Origin of the sequence: Limnohabitans sp. (assembly GCF_036804465.1) — a bacterium.
Classification (GTDB): Bacteria; Pseudomonadota; Gammaproteobacteria; order Burkholderiales; family Burkholderiaceae_C; genus Limnohabitans.
The window spans coordinates 20,346-35,072 of the sequence record NZ_DAIRSK010000026.1 but is presented as its reverse complement, the minus strand read 5'-3'; the positions used below and the strand labels follow the sequence as shown (position 1 = coordinate 35,072).

Below are 14,727 nucleotides of genomic sequence, written 5' to 3'. Positions count from 1 at the left end.
GCCGCCCCCGCCGCCGCCGCCCAAGAATGCCCCCCCACCGCCGCCACCTGAATATGTACCGCCTGTGGACATTTCAGTGAACGCCACAACGGGCGCAAATGCCATTGCTTCTGTTTCAAATGTGCCAGTTGTGCCAGTTGCGCCTGTCGCGCAAGTTGCCCCAGTTCCTCAAGTCAGGGTGGCGCCTGTGATCAATGCAGCGGTCAATTGTCCCAAGCCCGAATATCCCAGTTCATCCCGCCGCAACGAAGAGGAGGGCACGGTTCAGTTGCGCTTCTTGATTGGAACTGAAGGCCAGGTGTTGGAGTCGCAAGTCGAAAAAAGCTCTGGCTATACACGCCTTGATGAGGCCGCGCGTGTTGCTTTGTCACGCTGTCAGTTCAAACCTGGCGTGCTCAATGGCAAGGCGGAACAAAGCTGGGCCAGCATGAAATACACATGGCGCTTGGAATAAGCGACACGTCATACACAACTGAATTCAATTAATTTCTTAGGAGTCACGCATCATGATGAAACAACTCAAAACTCTCGCGCTCAGTGCTGGCCTGGTGGCTGGCTTGCTGTTTGGCATGGTGGGTCCAGCGCAAGCGTCTAAAGACAAAGCACCTGCTGCAGCGCCTGCTGCTGCAGAAGTCGCGGCACCTGCCCCTGTGGCAGCACCAGCTTCAACGCCTGCTGTGCACGCTGGTGAAGAAAACCCCTACGGTCTGAGCGCTCTGTGGGCACAAGGCGATGTGGTGGCCAAAGGTACTTTGCTGATCTTGGTGATCATGAGCATGGGCAGTTGGTATGTGATTTTCGCGAAGTACTTTGAGCAAGCCAAGATCATGCGCTTTGCCAAGGCCGCTCAAGATAGCTTTTGGTCAGCAGGCAATGTACGCCAAGGTGCAGACATGCTAACAGAGGACAGTCCATTTCGTTTCATTGCTGAAAAAGGCTTGGAAGGCGCAAGTAAGCATACGGGTATGTTGGGCGCGATCAACTTCAACGATTGGGTGACCATGAGTATTCAGCGCGCCATCAATAACGTTCAAAGTCGCATGCAAGATGGCTTGGCTTTGTTGGCCACCGTAGGTTCGACTGCGCCATTCGTGGGCTTGTTTGGTACGGTCTGGGGGATCTACAACGCGTTGGTCAAGATTGGTATGTCTGGCCAAGCCAGTATTGACAAAGTAGCTGGACCCGTGGGTGAGTCACTCATCATGACTGCCATCGGTTTGGCAGTGGCGGTGCCAGCCGTGCTCGGTTACAACTGGTTGGTGCGACGTAACAAGTCAGCCATGGAAGATGTGAACGCATTTGGTTCCGACTTGCATGCTGTGCTGCTCGGCACCAACAGCAAGTAATTCAGGAGTCCCCCATGGCCATGAATGTTGGATCTGATGCAGATGACGAAATCATCAGCGCGATCAACACCACGCCCCTTGTGGATGTGATGTTGGTGTTGCTGATCATTTTCTTGATCACCATTCCTGTAGTGACCACATCGGTCAAGGTCGATCTCCCCAAAGAGAAAAACCTGATCCGAGAAACCAAACCAGAAAACGTGATTATTTCGGTGAATGCCGCGGGCAATATCTATCTGTACGACACGCCGATCAAGAATTCAGCCGACTTGGTTAACCGCATGAAAACTTTTGCCATCAAAGATCCGCAACCCGAAGTTCAAATTCGTGGTGACGCGCGCAGCGATTTCGAGTCGGTGGGACGTGTGATGTATGCCGTGCAACGCGCAGGCATTGTCAAGGTCGGTTTCATCACAGAACCGAACTGATCTAAGGAGCGACATATGGGAATGAATATTGGGCAAGGATCAGGCAGCGGTGAACCTGAAGTGATGATGGATATCAACACCACGCCTTTGATTGACGTGATGTTGGTGCTGTTGATCATGTTGATCATCACCATCCCTGCGCAGTTGCACAGCGTGAACTTGGACATGCCAGTGGCCAAACCACCCACCAAAAAGATAGACCCTGTGGTGATCAAGATTGAAGTGGACGCCAACAGTGTGATCAATTGGAACGGCAAGCCCTTGGCTACGCGGGCAGAGTTGGACCTCAAGCTGCAAGAGGCGACCAAGATGGAGCCACAGCCCGAGCTTCATTTGCGCTCTCATGCCAAAGCCAAGTATGAGGCAGTGGCTGCGGTGATGGCTAATGCGCAGCGTTTGGGTTTGAATAAGCTTGGTATCGTAGGGTCTGAGCAGTTTGTGAATTAAATTCTTCAAGGTTCTTTAAATGGGAACCCTTTGCCTCTTCCTTCACAGGAAGAGGCATTTTTTTAAGGAGTGAGCAAATGGCACCATCTTGGAAAAAACTGTTTCTATTGAGCGTATTAGGAGTCGCTTTGAACACGGTTGCGCAAGTCAGTATGCGTCCTGAAGTGGCAAAGCACCTGCAAGCGGCACAAGTGGCAATTCAATCCAATCAGCCCGAAGTGGCTATACAAAAGATTCAAGAGGCCCGTTTTACACCTCAGCTCACCGAAGAAGAAATGATGGTTTTAGAGCGTTTGTCAGTGGTGGCGGCTATGAATGCTCAAAAGTTTGATTTGGCTGCTCGCTCTTTGGACTATTTGTTGCAAAGTCAAAAGCTCACAGCCGCAGACCGCCTGAGTTTGACGGAGACGATGGTGGGCTTGAGTCAGCGCAACAAAGACCATGCCAAGGTCGTGCAATGGGCCCGTCGCTATGCGCAAGAAGGCGGAAAAAATCAAAGCATACGCATCATGAAATTACAAGCCTTGGTCCTGCAGGGCTTGCACAAAGAGGTGCTGCAAGACATGTTTGAAGTTCGGAGTTCAGTGGGTTACCTCGCGCAAGAAGCAGAACTGCGTATTTACGCGTTCAGCCAAAAGCAGCTCAAGGATGATGCAGGCTATCTCACCACATTGACCCAGTTGGTGACACGCTTCCCATCCAAAGACTACTGGTCAGATTTGCTCAATATCATGGGGCGTGCACCCGGTATAAACGCACGTATGCAACTCGACCTGTCGCGTTTGATGGAGGCATCTGACACGATGCAAGAGGGGGAAGACTATTTAGATACAGCGCAATTCGCCATCAAATCAGGCTTACCTCATGAGGCATTGCGTGTGTTAAATCAAGGGCAAGCCTCTGGTTTGGTCAAAGACGCTTTGGCTGCCAATGCGTCCAAGCTCAAACAACAAGCGCAACAACGCGCGGCTGAGGATGACAAAGCCCTTCACTTACTCAATGTCGCATCTGACAATGGTCCCATGTTGGCGCAGCTGGGCGATGTGTTGTTGTCCATGGGTCAATGGCATGAGGCGGCTGAGGTTTACCAAAAGGCTCTTTCAAAAGGAGGGCTCAAGCGCGAGGGTGAAGCGCGCTTGCACTGTGGCATCGCACTAATCAAGCTCAAGCAGACTGAAGCCGCTAAATCCATGCTGCAAAGCGTGACTGGTGATGCTTTTTACGAGCAAATGGCCACTTTGTGGATCTCACTTGCGAAATGACGCCCTATGATGGGAAGGTATTCAAGTGGTGAAACCTCATTCCATACGCATGGCCAGTTTAGACAACGACAAACGCAAGATTCAAATGATCGACATTGCCCGCATGGCTGGCGTGTCTACATCTACAGTCTCGCGTGCCTTGAACGGGAGCTCGCTGACAAATGACGAAACCCGTCAGCGCATCATCGAACTTGCCCGTTCGCTCAACTACACCATCAACCAAAGCGCAAAGAACTTGCGGATGGGCGACAACCGCACCATTGGTGTTGTGATTCCGTATGACAAAAAAACTCGGCAACACATTTCCGATCCCTTCTTCTTGGGCATGCTCGGTACTTTGGCTGATGCTTTGACAGATCGCAATTACGACTTGTTGCTTTCGCGTGTCGATGCAGACCATTTAGACGACATGGCAGCTTTGTATGACACAGGTCGCGCTCGTGGTCTTATCGTGATTGGTCAATGGGGCCATCATGATCAATTGAATGAATTGGCACGTCGCCATGTGCCGATCGCAGTATGGGGCGCACAGTTGCCACGTCAAATGTATTGCAGCGTAGGGAGTGACAACGTGTCTGGTGGTGCGTTGGCTACTGAGCACTTATTAGGTTTAGGAAGGCGTCGCATTGTCTTCATGGGTGATGTGGACATGCCTGAGGCCGCGCAACGTCATGAAGGTTATTTGCTGGCACACCAGAAATTTGGCGTGGAGATTGACCCTCTTTTGTATATCAAATCACCGTTCACAGCGGAAGAAGCTCAGACCGCGCTTCATATATTTTTGAAAAGCAACGTGGCCTTTGATGCGATATTTGCAGCCAGTGATTTGATTGCGATTAACGCCATGGGCGTCCTCAAAGGTCAGGGTGTTTCGATTCCACAGCAGGTGAGTGTCGTAGGCTATGACGACATAGACATGGCTTCGCACAGCTTCCCACCCCTCACCACGGTTCGACAGCCGATCGATGTGGCTGGTGGTATGTTGATGGATTCGTTGCAAGAAGTCTTGGATGGACACTTGGCTGAATCTAAACATTTGCCCACCTCCTTGGTGATTCGCGGATCAACTGTGTAAGGAGTTCGTCTTGACTTACACCTTGCGGGATGCCATCGGCGTGTTTGACTCAGGCGTTGGTGGCCTGTCTGTCTTGCGCGCCATCCACGCCGCCTTGCCGCACGAGCATTTGGTCTATGTGGCTGATTCAGGCCATGCGCCTTATGGCGACCAATCTGTTGCGCACATCACCCAACGCACACACACCGTGGGCCAATGGTTGGCTGATCAAGGCGTCAAAGCCATCACCATCGCCTGCAACACGGCCACGGTGGTGGCGGCTCAAACCCTGCGTGAACAAATGCATTTGCCGGTGGTGGCCATTGAGCCCGCCATCAAACCCGCTGTCGCACTCACCCGAAGCGGTGTGGTGGGGGTGTTGGCCACGCGCCAAACTGTGCAAAGCGCCTCAGTGGCGAGCTTGGTGGAGCGCTATGGCGCCAATAAACGCATCTTGCTTCAAGCCTGTCCGGGTCTTGTTGAACAGGTGGAACGAGCTGATTTGCACAGCCCTGAGACAGAGGCCTTGCTGCGTCAGTTCATCACGCCGTTGCTAGAGCAGGGGGCTGACACCTTGGTGCTGGGCTGCACGCACTACCCGTTTTTGCGCGACACCATTCAGCGGGTGGTGGGCGACGACATCATGCTGATCGACCCCGCCGAAGCCGTGGCACGAGAGCTCTCTCGCCGTTTATCCGATAGCGGTGAGCTGTCTCGCCAAGCAGCGCCGGGTCAAGTGCAGTTTTTCAGCTCAGGCGATGCGGTGCTAGCTCAAACGGTGATGTCACACCTGTGGGACGCGTCACTCACGGTGCATGCCTTGCCATGATGCGCTGGCGATAGCCCCGCGAACCTGAAGGAATGGGGCTAACCCTTACACTCGGGCCTCCATGAACGCTTACGCCGACGTCTCCCTTTTTCCCCGCAACGCCAAGCCACTGAACAGTTATCGCAAATACTGGGCGGCCCGCTTTGGCACGGCCCCGTTTTTGCCGATGTCGCGCGAAGAAATGACGCAGCTGGGTTGGGACAGCTGCGACATCATCATTGTCACGGGTGACGCGTATGTGGATCACCCGAGCTTTGGTATGGCCGTGATTGGTCGCATGCTCGAGAACCAAGGTTTCCGAGTGGGCATCATTGCCCAACCAGATTGGCAAAGCGCCGATCCGTTCAAAGTGCTGGGCAAACCGAACCTGTTTTTTGGCGTGACCGCTGGCAACATGGATTCCATGATCAACCGTTACACGGCCGATCGCAAAATTCGCAGTGACGATGCATACACGGCTGGCGACATCGGTGGCAAACGCCCCGACCGTGCTGCGCTGGTGTACAGCCAGCGCTGCAAAGAAGCCTACAACGATGTGCCCATTGTGTTGGGTGGCATCGAAGGCTCGTTGCGCCGAATTGCGCATTACGACTATTGGTCAGACAAAGTGCGCCGCTCGATCGTGGTGGACAGCAAATGCGATTTGCTGCTGTACGGCAATGCCGAGCGCGCCATTGTGGAAATTGCCCACCGCTTGGCTGCCAAAGAGCCTGTGCAAGACATCACCGATGTGCGCGGCACGGCGTTTGTACGCCGCGAAACGCCCGAAGGTTGGTTTGAGATTGATTCGTCCAGCATTGACGTGCCGGGCAGGGTAGAGGCCCATGTCAATCCGTATTTGATGGTGAGTGACCAAGCCAAAGCACAAGGCGAAACCTGCGCACGCGAAGACGAAGCCAATGCGGTGGCGAATGCGGCCAACGCCAATGCGGGCAATGTGCCCGCAGGTTCCAAAGTCGAAGCAGGCTTTACCATTTCCCCCTTGAATTTCGTGGCCAACCCTGCACTGCAAGGCAAGGGCAAGCTCAAAGTGCCGCCGCGCGAACGCAGCGTGATTCGCTTGCCCGCCTTCGAGCAAGTCAAGTCAGACCCCGTGCTGTACGCCCACGCCAACCGTGTGCTGCACTTAGAAACCAACCCCGGCAACGCGCGTGCTTTGGTGCAGGCTCACGGCGAAGGCCACACCGCACGCGATGTGTGGGTCACGCCGCCGCCCATCCCGCTGACCACAGCGGAGATGGACTTGGTGTTTGACTTGCCCTACGCAAGAAGCCCGCATCCGATTTACGCAGACGAAAACGGCAGCCACGACGGCGCGACCAAAATTCCTGCGTGGGAAATGATTCGCTTCAGCGTCAACATCATGCGTGGCTGCTTTGGCGGCTGCACCTTTTGCTCGATCACCGAGCACGAAGGCCGCATCATCCAAAGCCGTAGCGAAGACTCGGTGATTCGTGAGATCGAAGACATCCGCGACAAAGTGCCTGGCTTCACCGGCGTCATTTCCGACCTCGGCGGCCCCACGGCCAATATGTATCGCATTGGTTGCAAGACACCCGAGATTGAAGCCGCTTGCCGCAAACCCAGCTGCGTGTACCCTGGCATTTGCCAAAACCTCAACACCGACCACAGCTCACTCATTCACATGTACCGCCGTGCGCGTGAGCTGAAGGGCGTGAAGAAAATTTTGATTGGCTCGGGCCTGCGCTATGACTTGGCTGTCAAGTCGCCCGAGTATGTCAAGGAGTTGGTACAGCACCACGTCGGCGGCTACCTCAAAATTGCGCCCGAACACACCGAGGGCGGACCGCTGTCCAAGATGATGAAGCCGGGCATCGGCAGCTACGACAAGTTCAAACAAATGTTTGACAAGTACAGCGCTGAAGTGGGCAAAAAACAATTCCTCGTGCCTTACTTCATTGCCGCCCACCCCGGCACCAGCGACGAGGACATGATGAACTTGGCCCTGTGGCTCAAGCGCAATGGCTTTCGCGCCGACCAAGTGCAAACCTTCTATCCCAGCCCCATGGCCACGGCCACAGCCATGTACCACTCAGGCCGCAACCCTTTGGGGCGCGTGACGCGCACCAGCGAGAGCGTAGACATCGTGCGCGGTGAACGCCGCCGTCGTTTGCACAAAGCTTTTTTGCGCTACCACGATGCCAACAACTGGCCTTTGTTGCGTGAAGCTCTGAAGTCCATGGGGCGAGCCGATTTGATTGGCAATGGCAAGCAGCATTTGATTCCCACCTTCCAGCCTCAAACGCAAGGCGGCTATGTCAGTGCGCGACGCAAGAACAGCACGGGTGTCGCAAAAGGCCGTTTGCTGACGCAACACACAGGTTTGCCGCCGCGCGCGAAAAAATAAATCAGATTTAGCGGCTGCGCGACTTCATCGCCCGTTCCACCTCACGCTTGCCTTCGCGGTCTTTGATGGTGTCGCGCTTGTCGTGCTCGGCCTTGCCTTTGGCCAGCGCAATGTCGCATTTGATTTTGCCGTTCTTCCAGTGCAGGTTGATGGGCACCAGGGTGTGGCCTTTTTGTTCGACCTTGCCAATCAGACGTTTGATCTCCTCTTTTTTGAGAAGCAGTTTTTTGGTGCGAACGTTGTCTGGATTGACGTGGCTAGACGCTGTGTGCAGCGGGTTGATTTGGCAGCCGATCAAAAAAAGCTCGCCGTTTCGCACCACCACATAACCATCGGTGAGCTGCACTTTGCCTTCTCGGGCAGATTTGACCTCCCAGCCTTCCAGCACCATGCCTGCCTCAAACTTTTCTTCGAAAAAATAGTTGTAAGCGGCTTTTTTGTTGTCAGCGATGCGGGATGAGGTTGCAGGTTTTTTGGTAGCCATTGAATGATGTGGGGACGGAAGAGCTTCTTACAATATGACCCATTCTATGAAAACCGTACACAAGTCCGTTTTGATCTGGTTCAGCGCCGAAGAAATGTTTGCGCTGGTCACCGATGTCGCCCGTTATCCAGAGTTCTTACCTTGGTGTGACCGAGCGGGTGTGCGTGACGGTCACGCCCATGGCATGACGGCTGAGGTGGGGATGACCTTTGGAGGTTTCCACAAAAGCTTCACCACGCGCAACCTGCATATTGAGGGCCGTCAAGTCAAGCTAGAACTGGTCGATGGCCCGTTTAAACACTTGGACGGGACATGGGATTTTCATCCGCTGCTCGACCCCAACACCCAAGAGCCCCAACGCGCCTGCCGCATTGAGCTGACGTTGAACTACGCGTTTGACAGCATGTTTGGCGCTTTGGTAGGTCCCGTGTTTGACAAGATCGCCGCCACTTTGGTGGATGCCTTTGTGAAACGTGCCGACCAGGTGTATGTTCAATGAACCACATCACCGTGATGTATTCACCCGCGCCTCGTGTGGTGCATGAGCAGCTGCTGCCACTGAGCGCTGGTACCACGGTCTTAGAAGCTCTGCAACAAAGCGGCTTGTTGTCCAAATGCCCCGAGATCAACCTGAGCCAGCCCGATGCATTCATGGTTTTTATTTGGGGCAAAAAAACCAGTCCTGATCATGTGCTGCGCGATCTAGACCGCATCGAAATTTGCCGTGCACTCACCGTCGACCCTAAAGTTGCACGCCGTGAGCGCTTCCAAAAACAAGGATCCAGCCGCGCAGGCTTGTTCTCTAAGCGCCGCGTGGGCGCTAAACCTGGTTACTAAACATGACGCAACCCCTTTGGCCCACCTGCGGCTACTCCCTGCTGACACACAACGAGGCGGGTCACTTGGTGGTGACGGACGACTTTTTGCGCTTTCTTTTGGAACGCCCAGAGTTGGCCCCCATTGCCACCTCGTGTCGCGCAGAAGTCGCTTTGCACCACAGCCTAGTTGAGCAGCCGCGCCGGGAAGTGCCGGCGCAAGAATTGGCTCAACTGCAGGACAAAGATGCGGTTGACAACTACGCCGTGTGGCTGCGCTTTCGCCAACGTATCACCTCTTTGCCGACGTTAGAGGCCAGCTACCTTGCTTTGTTCAAAGGCGAGGGGGTAGACGTGCCGCCGCTGTTGGTGCAACACATCACCCACATCATGCTGCGCCATGTGTTGGGCCAAGCGCCCACAGCCATGCAAGCGCGTGCCGCTGAGATGCTGATGCACACCCAAAAAATCACCGTGCTCGACGACGGCTCAGTGATGGCGGCTGATGATGAAACAGTCGAGCGTCACGCCACTCAAAGCGGCTTTGGCTCGATTGGCGAGTTGCTCAAGCAAGGCGGCATCAAGCTGCGGAGTGTGGACTTGGATGTGCTCAACGAGGACAACCAAGACGCTTATTGGCCCCGCAGTGAGAGTTTTGACTGGGTGGTGAGCCTCAACCGCGGTCAGCCCGCTTTGCAAGCGCTGTGTGAGGTGATGGCCAAGTGGGTGCAGCACTTCTTAGGCGTGCGGGTGCGTATTCAAACCGAGCGCGAAATCAATGACGACCACTGGGTCTGGCATGTGGGGCTAGACGCACAAGCCAGCGGCGTGTTGAACGACCTCTACCAAGGCAAAGAGGTGGATGCCGATCGCATGGAGCGTTTGCTGTGCTTGTTCAAACTTGAGTTTGTGGAGCCCAACGACATGCTGACAGATGTGCGGGGCAAGCCCGTTTACCTAGCGATGGCGGTCGATGCCGATCAGCGCTTGAAGCTCAAGCCGCAAAACCTGTTGCTCAATTTGCCGTTGGCCAAACGGTCCTAAAAAACCCCTAGCGTCAAGGCCGCTCGAGAGGCCCCGCCACCGACTTGTACAAAAACACCGCGCGTGTGATGTCGGTCACCCACACCAAGCCGTCGCCAATTTGGCCAATTTGTGCAGTTTGCACAATCAAGTCCACGATGCTGTCGCACAGCTCGTCGGGCGAGACGATTTCAATGCGCACCTTGGGTGTGTAGTCGGTCAGCTCTTCTTTCAAATTGGCTGGGCTGTGCATTTTGGTCGCGGAACACCCCTCAGCCTTGCTCACAGTCATGCCAGGAAAGCCGGGTAGGGTGCGCAGTTTTTCACGCAAGGTGGGCAGCTTGGAAGGGCGGATGATGGCTTTGATTTCTTTCATGGAACACTTTCCTTCAAGCTTCGGGTTCGGATTCGTCGAACCAATGGTAAATCGTAGGCACCACCACCAAGGTTAACAAGGTGCAAGTAATCAGACCACCAATCACCACAATCGCCAACGGGCGCTGCACTTCTGAGCCAGGGCCGTCTGAAATGAGGAACGGAATCAAGCCCAGCATGGCCACAGTGGCTGTCATCATGACAGGGCGAAAGCGCTGGCGAGCGCCTTCAAGCACCGCGTTTTGGACCGACATGCCACCCTCGCGCAAGCTGCGGATGTAGGACACCAGCACCACACCGTTGAGCACCGCAATGCCCCACAGCGCAATGAAGCCCACGGACGCGGGCACCGACAAATACTCGCCTGAAATGAACAACCCAATCACACCACCCACCGATGCAAACGGCAGCACCGTGATGATGAGCGTGGCAAACTTGACCGAGTTAAACAACAAGAACAGCAAAAAGAAAATCGCCGCCACCGTGATGGGCACAATAATTTTGAGGTGGCCCAAGGCGCGTTCCATATTTTGGAACTGGCCGCCCCACTCGAGGTAGTAACCCTCGGGCAGTTTGATTTTGTCGTCCACCTTGGCTTGCAGCTCAGCCACGAAGCTGCCCAAATCGCGGTCTTTCACGTTGATGCCCACCACAATGCGGCGCTTGGCCATTTCGCGCGAAATTTGAGCAGGGCCATCCAGCACTTGTATTTTGGCCACATCGTCCAAGCGGGCCTGAGCACCGGTGGCAGAGCTCAGGATGATGTTGGAGATGGCTTCAATGTTGTTGCGAAAACGCTCAGGCAAGCGCACCACGGCTGCATAACGGCGCTCGCCCTCAAACACCTCAGATGCCACTTTGCCGCCAATCGCGGTCTCTATCATGTTATTCACGTCCGACACGTTCAAGCCCATACGTGCAATGGCTTGGCGGTCGATGTCAATTTGCAAATACTGCTGGCCCGAGATGCGCTCCACGCGCAAGTCTTGTGCGCCTTGAATGGTTTGTGCGACTTTGGCAATTTGGTTGGCCACATGTCGGAGCTCGTCCAAATTGTCGCCAAACACCTTCACCGCAATGTCTGAACGCACACCCGTCACCATCTCGTCTACGCGGTCAGAAATAGGCTGCGCCATCACAATTTGCACGCCGGGCAGTACCTTGAGTTTTTCACTCATGGCTTGGGTGATGTCAGTTTGGTCCCAGCCCGCGGGCCATTCGCTTCGCGGCTTCAAGCTGACGATGGGGGTGGACTCATTCACACTTTGTGGGTCAGCGGGCGATTCACCACGGCCTAAACCAGAGATGGCTGACTTCACGCCAGGTACCGTCATGATGAGCTTCATGGCCTGCATTTCCATCTTGATGGACTCATTCAAGGAGATGTTGGGCACGCGGTTGATGCCAGGCACCACCGAGCCCTCTTTCATCTCTGGAATGAACGCCGTACCCAAAAACGGCAAGATCGCCACTGCCAACACCAAGGTGGCCAGCGTCGCCAGCACCGTGCGTTTTTGGTTGGCCATGGCCAAGCTGAGCAACTGCAAATAGCGCGACTTGAGCACTCGGATCAGTTTGGTGTCGTGGTCGCCTTCGCCCACAGGCGGCTTGAGCAAATACGAGGACAGCACAGGCGACAAAGTCATGGACAACACCAGTGAGACCGCCAGCGCAATCGCAATGGTGTAGGCAAGCGGTGCAAACATCTTGCCCTCCATGCCTTGCAAGGTCATCAAGGGCAAGAACACCAAAATGATGATGCCCACACCAAAGATCACCGGTGTGGCGACCTCGGTCACTGCATTCAAAATACCACGCACCTTGGTTTCGCCCAGTTCTGCGGCGCGGCCCAAGCGGGCATAGGCGTTTTCGACCACCACCACCGAGCCGTCCACCATCAATCCAATCGCAATGGCTAGGCCGCCCAGCGACATGAGGTTGGCCGAAATACCCAACTTGTTCATGGCCATGAAGGTCAGCAGCGGCGTCAGCACCAAAGTGGCCACCACGATGAGCGACGAGCGCACATCGCCCAAGAACAAAAACAACACGATCACCACCAGCACCACGCCTTCAATCAGCACTTTGGTGACGGTCCACAGCGCCGCATCGACCAACTCGGATCGGTCGTAATACGGCACCACTTTCAGATCACCTGGCAACATGTCGCGGTCGTTGATTTCTTTCACGCGTTTTTTGATGCGGCTCACCACCTCTTTGGCGTTACCGCCGGTCATCATCATCACAATGCCACCCACCGCTTCGGTGTCGCCGTTTTTAATGACAGCGCCTTGTCGTACATCGTGGCCGAGTTTGACCTCAGCCACATCACGCATGTACACCGGCGTGCCGTTGACCTCTTTCAACACGATTTGGCCGAGGTCGCCAACGCCTTGAATCAGGCCTACACCGCGAATCAGGTATTGCTCAGACGCTTGGGGCAGCACCCCCCCGCCCGAGTTGGCGTTGTTGCGCGACACAGCGTCGTAAACCTCGGAGAGGCTGATGCGGTAGTGGCGCAAACGTTCAGGGTTGACCAACACGTGGTACTGCTTGACGAAACCGCCTTGCGAGTTGATTTCAGCCACGCCGGGGATTGAGCGAAGCAGGGGACGCAGCACCCAGTCTTGCACCACGCGGCGTTGGGTCAGTTCTTCTTCGCTGAGTTCGCGGTTGCCGTCACTTGCATGCTCCAGGGTGTATTGGTAAACCTCGCCCAAACCAGAAGAAACAGGGCCGAGCACTGGCGTGATGCCGGGGGGCAGGCGTTGGCTGACTTCCATCAGGCGTTCCATCACCAATTGACGTGCAAAGTACACGCTGGTCTTGTCGGTAAACACGAGTGTGATCAGCGAGAGACCTGGCTTGTTGAGTGAGCGCAACTCGGTCAAGCCAGGCAGGCCAGTCATGGCCACCTCAATAGGCACCGTGGCAAAGCGTTCCACCTCTTCGGGAGAGCGGCCAGGGGCTTCGGTGGCAATTTGCACCTGCACGTTGGTCACGTCGGGAAAAGCGTCTACCGACAGTTTGGTGGCGGCATGCAAACCAAAAAACAGCAGCACCACCGCAATGACGCAGACCACCAAGCGCTGCTTGAGCGCACCGCGAACGAGAGATTGCAACATGGCTTAGCTCTCGTTTTTCATTTGCGCTAAATTGCGGTGGTTGTTGAGATGAAACGCCCCTTCGGACACGATGCGCGCGCCAGGCTTGAGGCCGCCTAAGACCACGCGCTGTCCGTTTTGTTCGGCTGCCAACTTGACGGGGGTGAGCCTGAAGTAGTTGTCAACTTCTTGCACAAAGACATAGTCGGCATCGTCTTGACGCACCACTGCAGTGATAGGCACGACCAAGCGTTTGACGGGCGCCGACTCGATCAGCATGGAGGCCAGCATGGAGGGTTTGAGGCGTCCGCCTCTGTTGTCCAGTTCGGTGCGCACTAGCACGGTGCGCGTTTCGGGGTTGACGGTTTGTCCCACATAAATGAGTTTTCCTTGGAGCTTTTCGTTGTTCAGAGCCGGCACTTCGATGGTCACCGACTGGCCCACTTTGACCTGGCCCACTTGCTGTTCGGGTACTTGGGCCAAGGCCCAAACACGGCTGAGGTCGGCCACGGCAAACAGCACATCGGAGGGCTGAACCACTTGGCCTGCAGCAACCTTTCGCTCCACCACCACGCCTTTGATGGTGGCGACTACGCTGGCCACAGAATCAATCGCGCCTGTGTTGGCTAAGCGCTCTATCGACTGAGCGCTCACGCCCAGCACCCTAAGCTGGTCTTGGGCTGCGCGAGTTTCTGCCGAGGCAATTTCATATTCATTTTCACGACGTTGCAGCTCTGCCGAGCTGATCACATCTGCATCAAACAGCGTCTTGGCCCGGCCCAAGTTGCGCCGGTGTAGTTCTTTTTCAGAGCGGGCCTTGAGGAAGGCCAACTGGGAGCCTGACAACTCGCTGCTGTTGATCAGGGCCAAGGTATCGCCCTTGTTGACGACTTGGCCAAGCGATGCTTGGATTTGCGTCACTCGCCCCGTCACACTGGCGCCAATGCGGGTGAGGGCCTGTTCGTCAAAATCAATTTGTCCAGCTGCACGCAGGATGTCAGACATTTCTTGGCTGACCACGTCCGACACCTTGATTTGCGCTTGCAGGCTCTCAGGTGCCAAAACTCGCATCACATCGTTTTGATTGCTGGTTGCTTCTTGGGTCGTTGCTTTTTTACAAGCTGACAGGGCCAGGACGCTGCTCAGCGCCACCACGATGAAGGTGTGAATTTTGGAAGAGCGTGTGTGCATC

Annotated in this window: 15 protein-coding genes; 11 read left to right on the top strand and 4 right to left on the bottom strand. The window is 55.2% G+C overall.

Annotation, left to right across the window (positions count from 1 at the left end; translation table 11 throughout):
- The 8 genes from V7Q41_RS12580 to V7Q41_RS12545 all read left to right on the top strand — a co-directional run.
- Positions 1-454: energy transducer TonB (locus V7Q41_RS12580; protein ID WP_333846272.1), on the top strand; the 454-nt coding region annotated here is incomplete at its 5' end.
- Between the two features lie 55 nt (positions 455-509).
- Positions 510-1,346, top strand: coding sequence for a MotA/TolQ/ExbB proton channel family protein (locus V7Q41_RS12575; protein WP_442918865.1), 837 nt, complete (start codon positions 510-512; stop codon positions 1,344-1,346).
- A gap of 14 nt (positions 1,347-1,360) precedes the next feature.
- A complete protein-coding gene (locus V7Q41_RS12570; RefSeq protein ID WP_333846271.1) occupies positions 1,361-1,774 on the top strand; it encodes an ExbD/TolR family protein in 414 nt (137 codons plus the stop codon).
- A gap of 15 nt (positions 1,775-1,789) precedes the next feature.
- Positions 1,790-2,221, top strand: a complete 432-nt coding sequence (locus V7Q41_RS12565; protein ID WP_333846270.1) for an ExbD/TolR family protein — start codon at positions 1,790-1,792, stop codon at positions 2,219-2,221.
- A 77-nt stretch (positions 2,222-2,298) separates the two neighbouring features.
- Positions 2,299-3,483 carry a hypothetical protein gene (locus tag V7Q41_RS12560; RefSeq protein ID WP_333846268.1) on the top strand — a complete coding sequence of 395 codons (1,185 nt, stop codon included), beginning with the start codon at positions 2,299-2,301 and terminating at the stop codon, positions 3,481-3,483.
- 49 nt (positions 3,484-3,532) lie between these two features.
- Positions 3,533-4,558, top strand: coding sequence for a LacI family DNA-binding transcriptional regulator (locus tag V7Q41_RS12555; protein WP_333846266.1), 1,026 nt, complete (start codon positions 3,533-3,535; stop codon positions 4,556-4,558).
- 10 nt (positions 4,559-4,568) lie between these two features.
- The gene (gene murI / locus V7Q41_RS12550) at positions 4,569-5,366 is read left to right on the top strand and encodes a glutamate racemase (RefSeq protein WP_333846265.1); all 798 of its coding nucleotides are present in this window, start codon (positions 4,569-4,571) and stop codon (positions 5,364-5,366) included.
- Between the two features lie 61 nt (positions 5,367-5,427).
- The gene (locus tag V7Q41_RS12545; protein ID WP_333846263.1) at positions 5,428-7,734 is read left to right on the top strand and encodes a YgiQ family radical SAM protein; all 2,307 of its coding nucleotides are present in this window, start codon (positions 5,428-5,430) and stop codon (positions 7,732-7,734) included.
- Positions 7,735-7,741: 7 nt separating this feature from the next.
- Here the strand turns inward: V7Q41_RS12545 and smpB are convergent, their stop codons facing one another.
- Positions 7,742-8,218 carry an SsrA-binding protein SmpB gene (smpB, locus tag V7Q41_RS12540; RefSeq protein WP_333846262.1) on the bottom strand — a complete coding sequence of 159 codons (477 nt, stop codon included), beginning with the start codon at positions 8,216-8,218 and terminating at the stop codon, positions 7,742-7,744.
- A 46-nt stretch (positions 8,219-8,264) separates the two neighbouring features.
- On the opposite strand from smpB, the gene V7Q41_RS12535 reads away from it, so the two are divergent.
- Genes V7Q41_RS12535 through V7Q41_RS12525 form a run of 3 tightly spaced genes read left to right on the top strand, consistent with a single transcriptional unit; the run spans position 8,265 to position 10,077 of the window.
- Positions 8,265-8,717: a type II toxin-antitoxin system RatA family toxin gene (locus tag V7Q41_RS12535; protein ID WP_333846261.1), complete on the top strand. Its 453-nt coding sequence runs from the start codon at positions 8,265-8,267 to the stop codon at positions 8,715-8,717.
- Positions 8,714-9,055: an RnfH family protein gene (locus V7Q41_RS12530; RefSeq protein WP_333846259.1), complete on the top strand. Its 342-nt coding sequence runs from the start codon at positions 8,714-8,716 to the stop codon at positions 9,053-9,055. The genes V7Q41_RS12535 and V7Q41_RS12530 overlap by 4 nt, the downstream gene beginning before the upstream one ends.
- 2 nt (positions 9,056-9,057) lie before the next feature.
- Positions 9,058-10,077 carry a DUF6352 family protein gene (locus tag V7Q41_RS12525; protein ID WP_333846257.1) on the top strand — a complete coding sequence of 340 codons (1,020 nt, stop codon included), beginning with the start codon at positions 9,058-9,060 and terminating at the stop codon, positions 10,075-10,077.
- Between the two features lie 13 nt (positions 10,078-10,090).
- Here the strand turns inward: V7Q41_RS12525 and V7Q41_RS12520 are convergent, their stop codons facing one another.
- Genes V7Q41_RS12520 through V7Q41_RS12510 form a run of 3 tightly spaced genes read right to left on the bottom strand, consistent with a single transcriptional unit; the run spans position 10,091 to position 14,726 of the window.
- Positions 10,091-10,432 carry a P-II family nitrogen regulator gene (locus tag V7Q41_RS12520; protein WP_333846256.1) on the bottom strand — a complete coding sequence of 114 codons (342 nt, stop codon included), beginning with the start codon at positions 10,430-10,432 and terminating at the stop codon, positions 10,091-10,093.
- A gap of 13 nt (positions 10,433-10,445) precedes the next feature.
- The gene (locus tag V7Q41_RS12515) at positions 10,446-13,556 is read right to left on the bottom strand and encodes an efflux RND transporter permease subunit (RefSeq protein ID WP_333846255.1); all 3,111 of its coding nucleotides are present in this window, start codon (positions 13,554-13,556) and stop codon (positions 10,446-10,448) included.
- Between the two features lie 3 nt (positions 13,557-13,559).
- The gene (locus V7Q41_RS12510; protein ID WP_333846254.1) at positions 13,560-14,726 is read right to left on the bottom strand and encodes an efflux RND transporter periplasmic adaptor subunit; all 1,167 of its coding nucleotides are present in this window, start codon (positions 14,724-14,726) and stop codon (positions 13,560-13,562) included.
- Between the last annotated feature and the right edge of the window lies 1 nt (position 14,727).

Bases quoted from the DNA above. Each gene is read 5' to 3' on its own strand.
- V7Q41_RS12575 (WP_442918865.1), top strand. From the start codon at position 510: ATGAAACAACTCAAAACTCTCGCGCTCAGTGCTGGCCTGGTGGCTGGC.
- V7Q41_RS12570 (WP_333846271.1), top strand. From the start codon at position 1,361: ATGGCCATGAATGTTGGATCTGATGCAGATGACGAAATCATCAGCGCG.
- V7Q41_RS12565 (WP_333846270.1), top strand. From the start codon at position 1,790: ATGGGAATGAATATTGGGCAAGGATCAGGCAGCGGTGAACCTGAAGTG.
- V7Q41_RS12560 (WP_333846268.1), top strand. From the start codon at position 2,299: ATGGCACCATCTTGGAAAAAACTGTTTCTATTGAGCGTATTAGGAGTC.
- V7Q41_RS12555 (WP_333846266.1), top strand. From the start codon at position 3,533: ATGGCCAGTTTAGACAACGACAAACGCAAGATTCAAATGATCGACATT.
- V7Q41_RS12545 (WP_333846263.1), top strand. From the start codon at position 5,428: ATGAACGCTTACGCCGACGTCTCCCTTTTTCCCCGCAACGCCAAGCCA.
- smpB (WP_333846262.1), bottom strand. From the start codon at position 8,218: ATGGCTACCAAAAAACCTGCAACCTCATCCCGCATCGCTGACAACAAA.
- V7Q41_RS12535 (WP_333846261.1), top strand. From the start codon at position 8,265: ATGAAAACCGTACACAAGTCCGTTTTGATCTGGTTCAGCGCCGAAGAA.
- V7Q41_RS12530 (WP_333846259.1), top strand. From the start codon at position 8,714: ATGAACCACATCACCGTGATGTATTCACCCGCGCCTCGTGTGGTGCAT.
- V7Q41_RS12525 (WP_333846257.1), top strand. From the start codon at position 9,058: ATGACGCAACCCCTTTGGCCCACCTGCGGCTACTCCCTGCTGACACAC.
- V7Q41_RS12520 (WP_333846256.1), bottom strand. From the start codon at position 10,432: ATGAAAGAAATCAAAGCCATCATCCGCCCTTCCAAGCTGCCCACCTTG.
- V7Q41_RS12515 (WP_333846255.1), bottom strand. From the start codon at position 13,556: ATGTTGCAATCTCTCGTTCGCGGTGCGCTCAAGCAGCGCTTGGTGGTC.
- V7Q41_RS12510 (WP_333846254.1), bottom strand. From the start codon at position 14,726: ATGCACACACGCTCTTCCAAAATTCACACCTTCATCGTGGTGGCGCTG.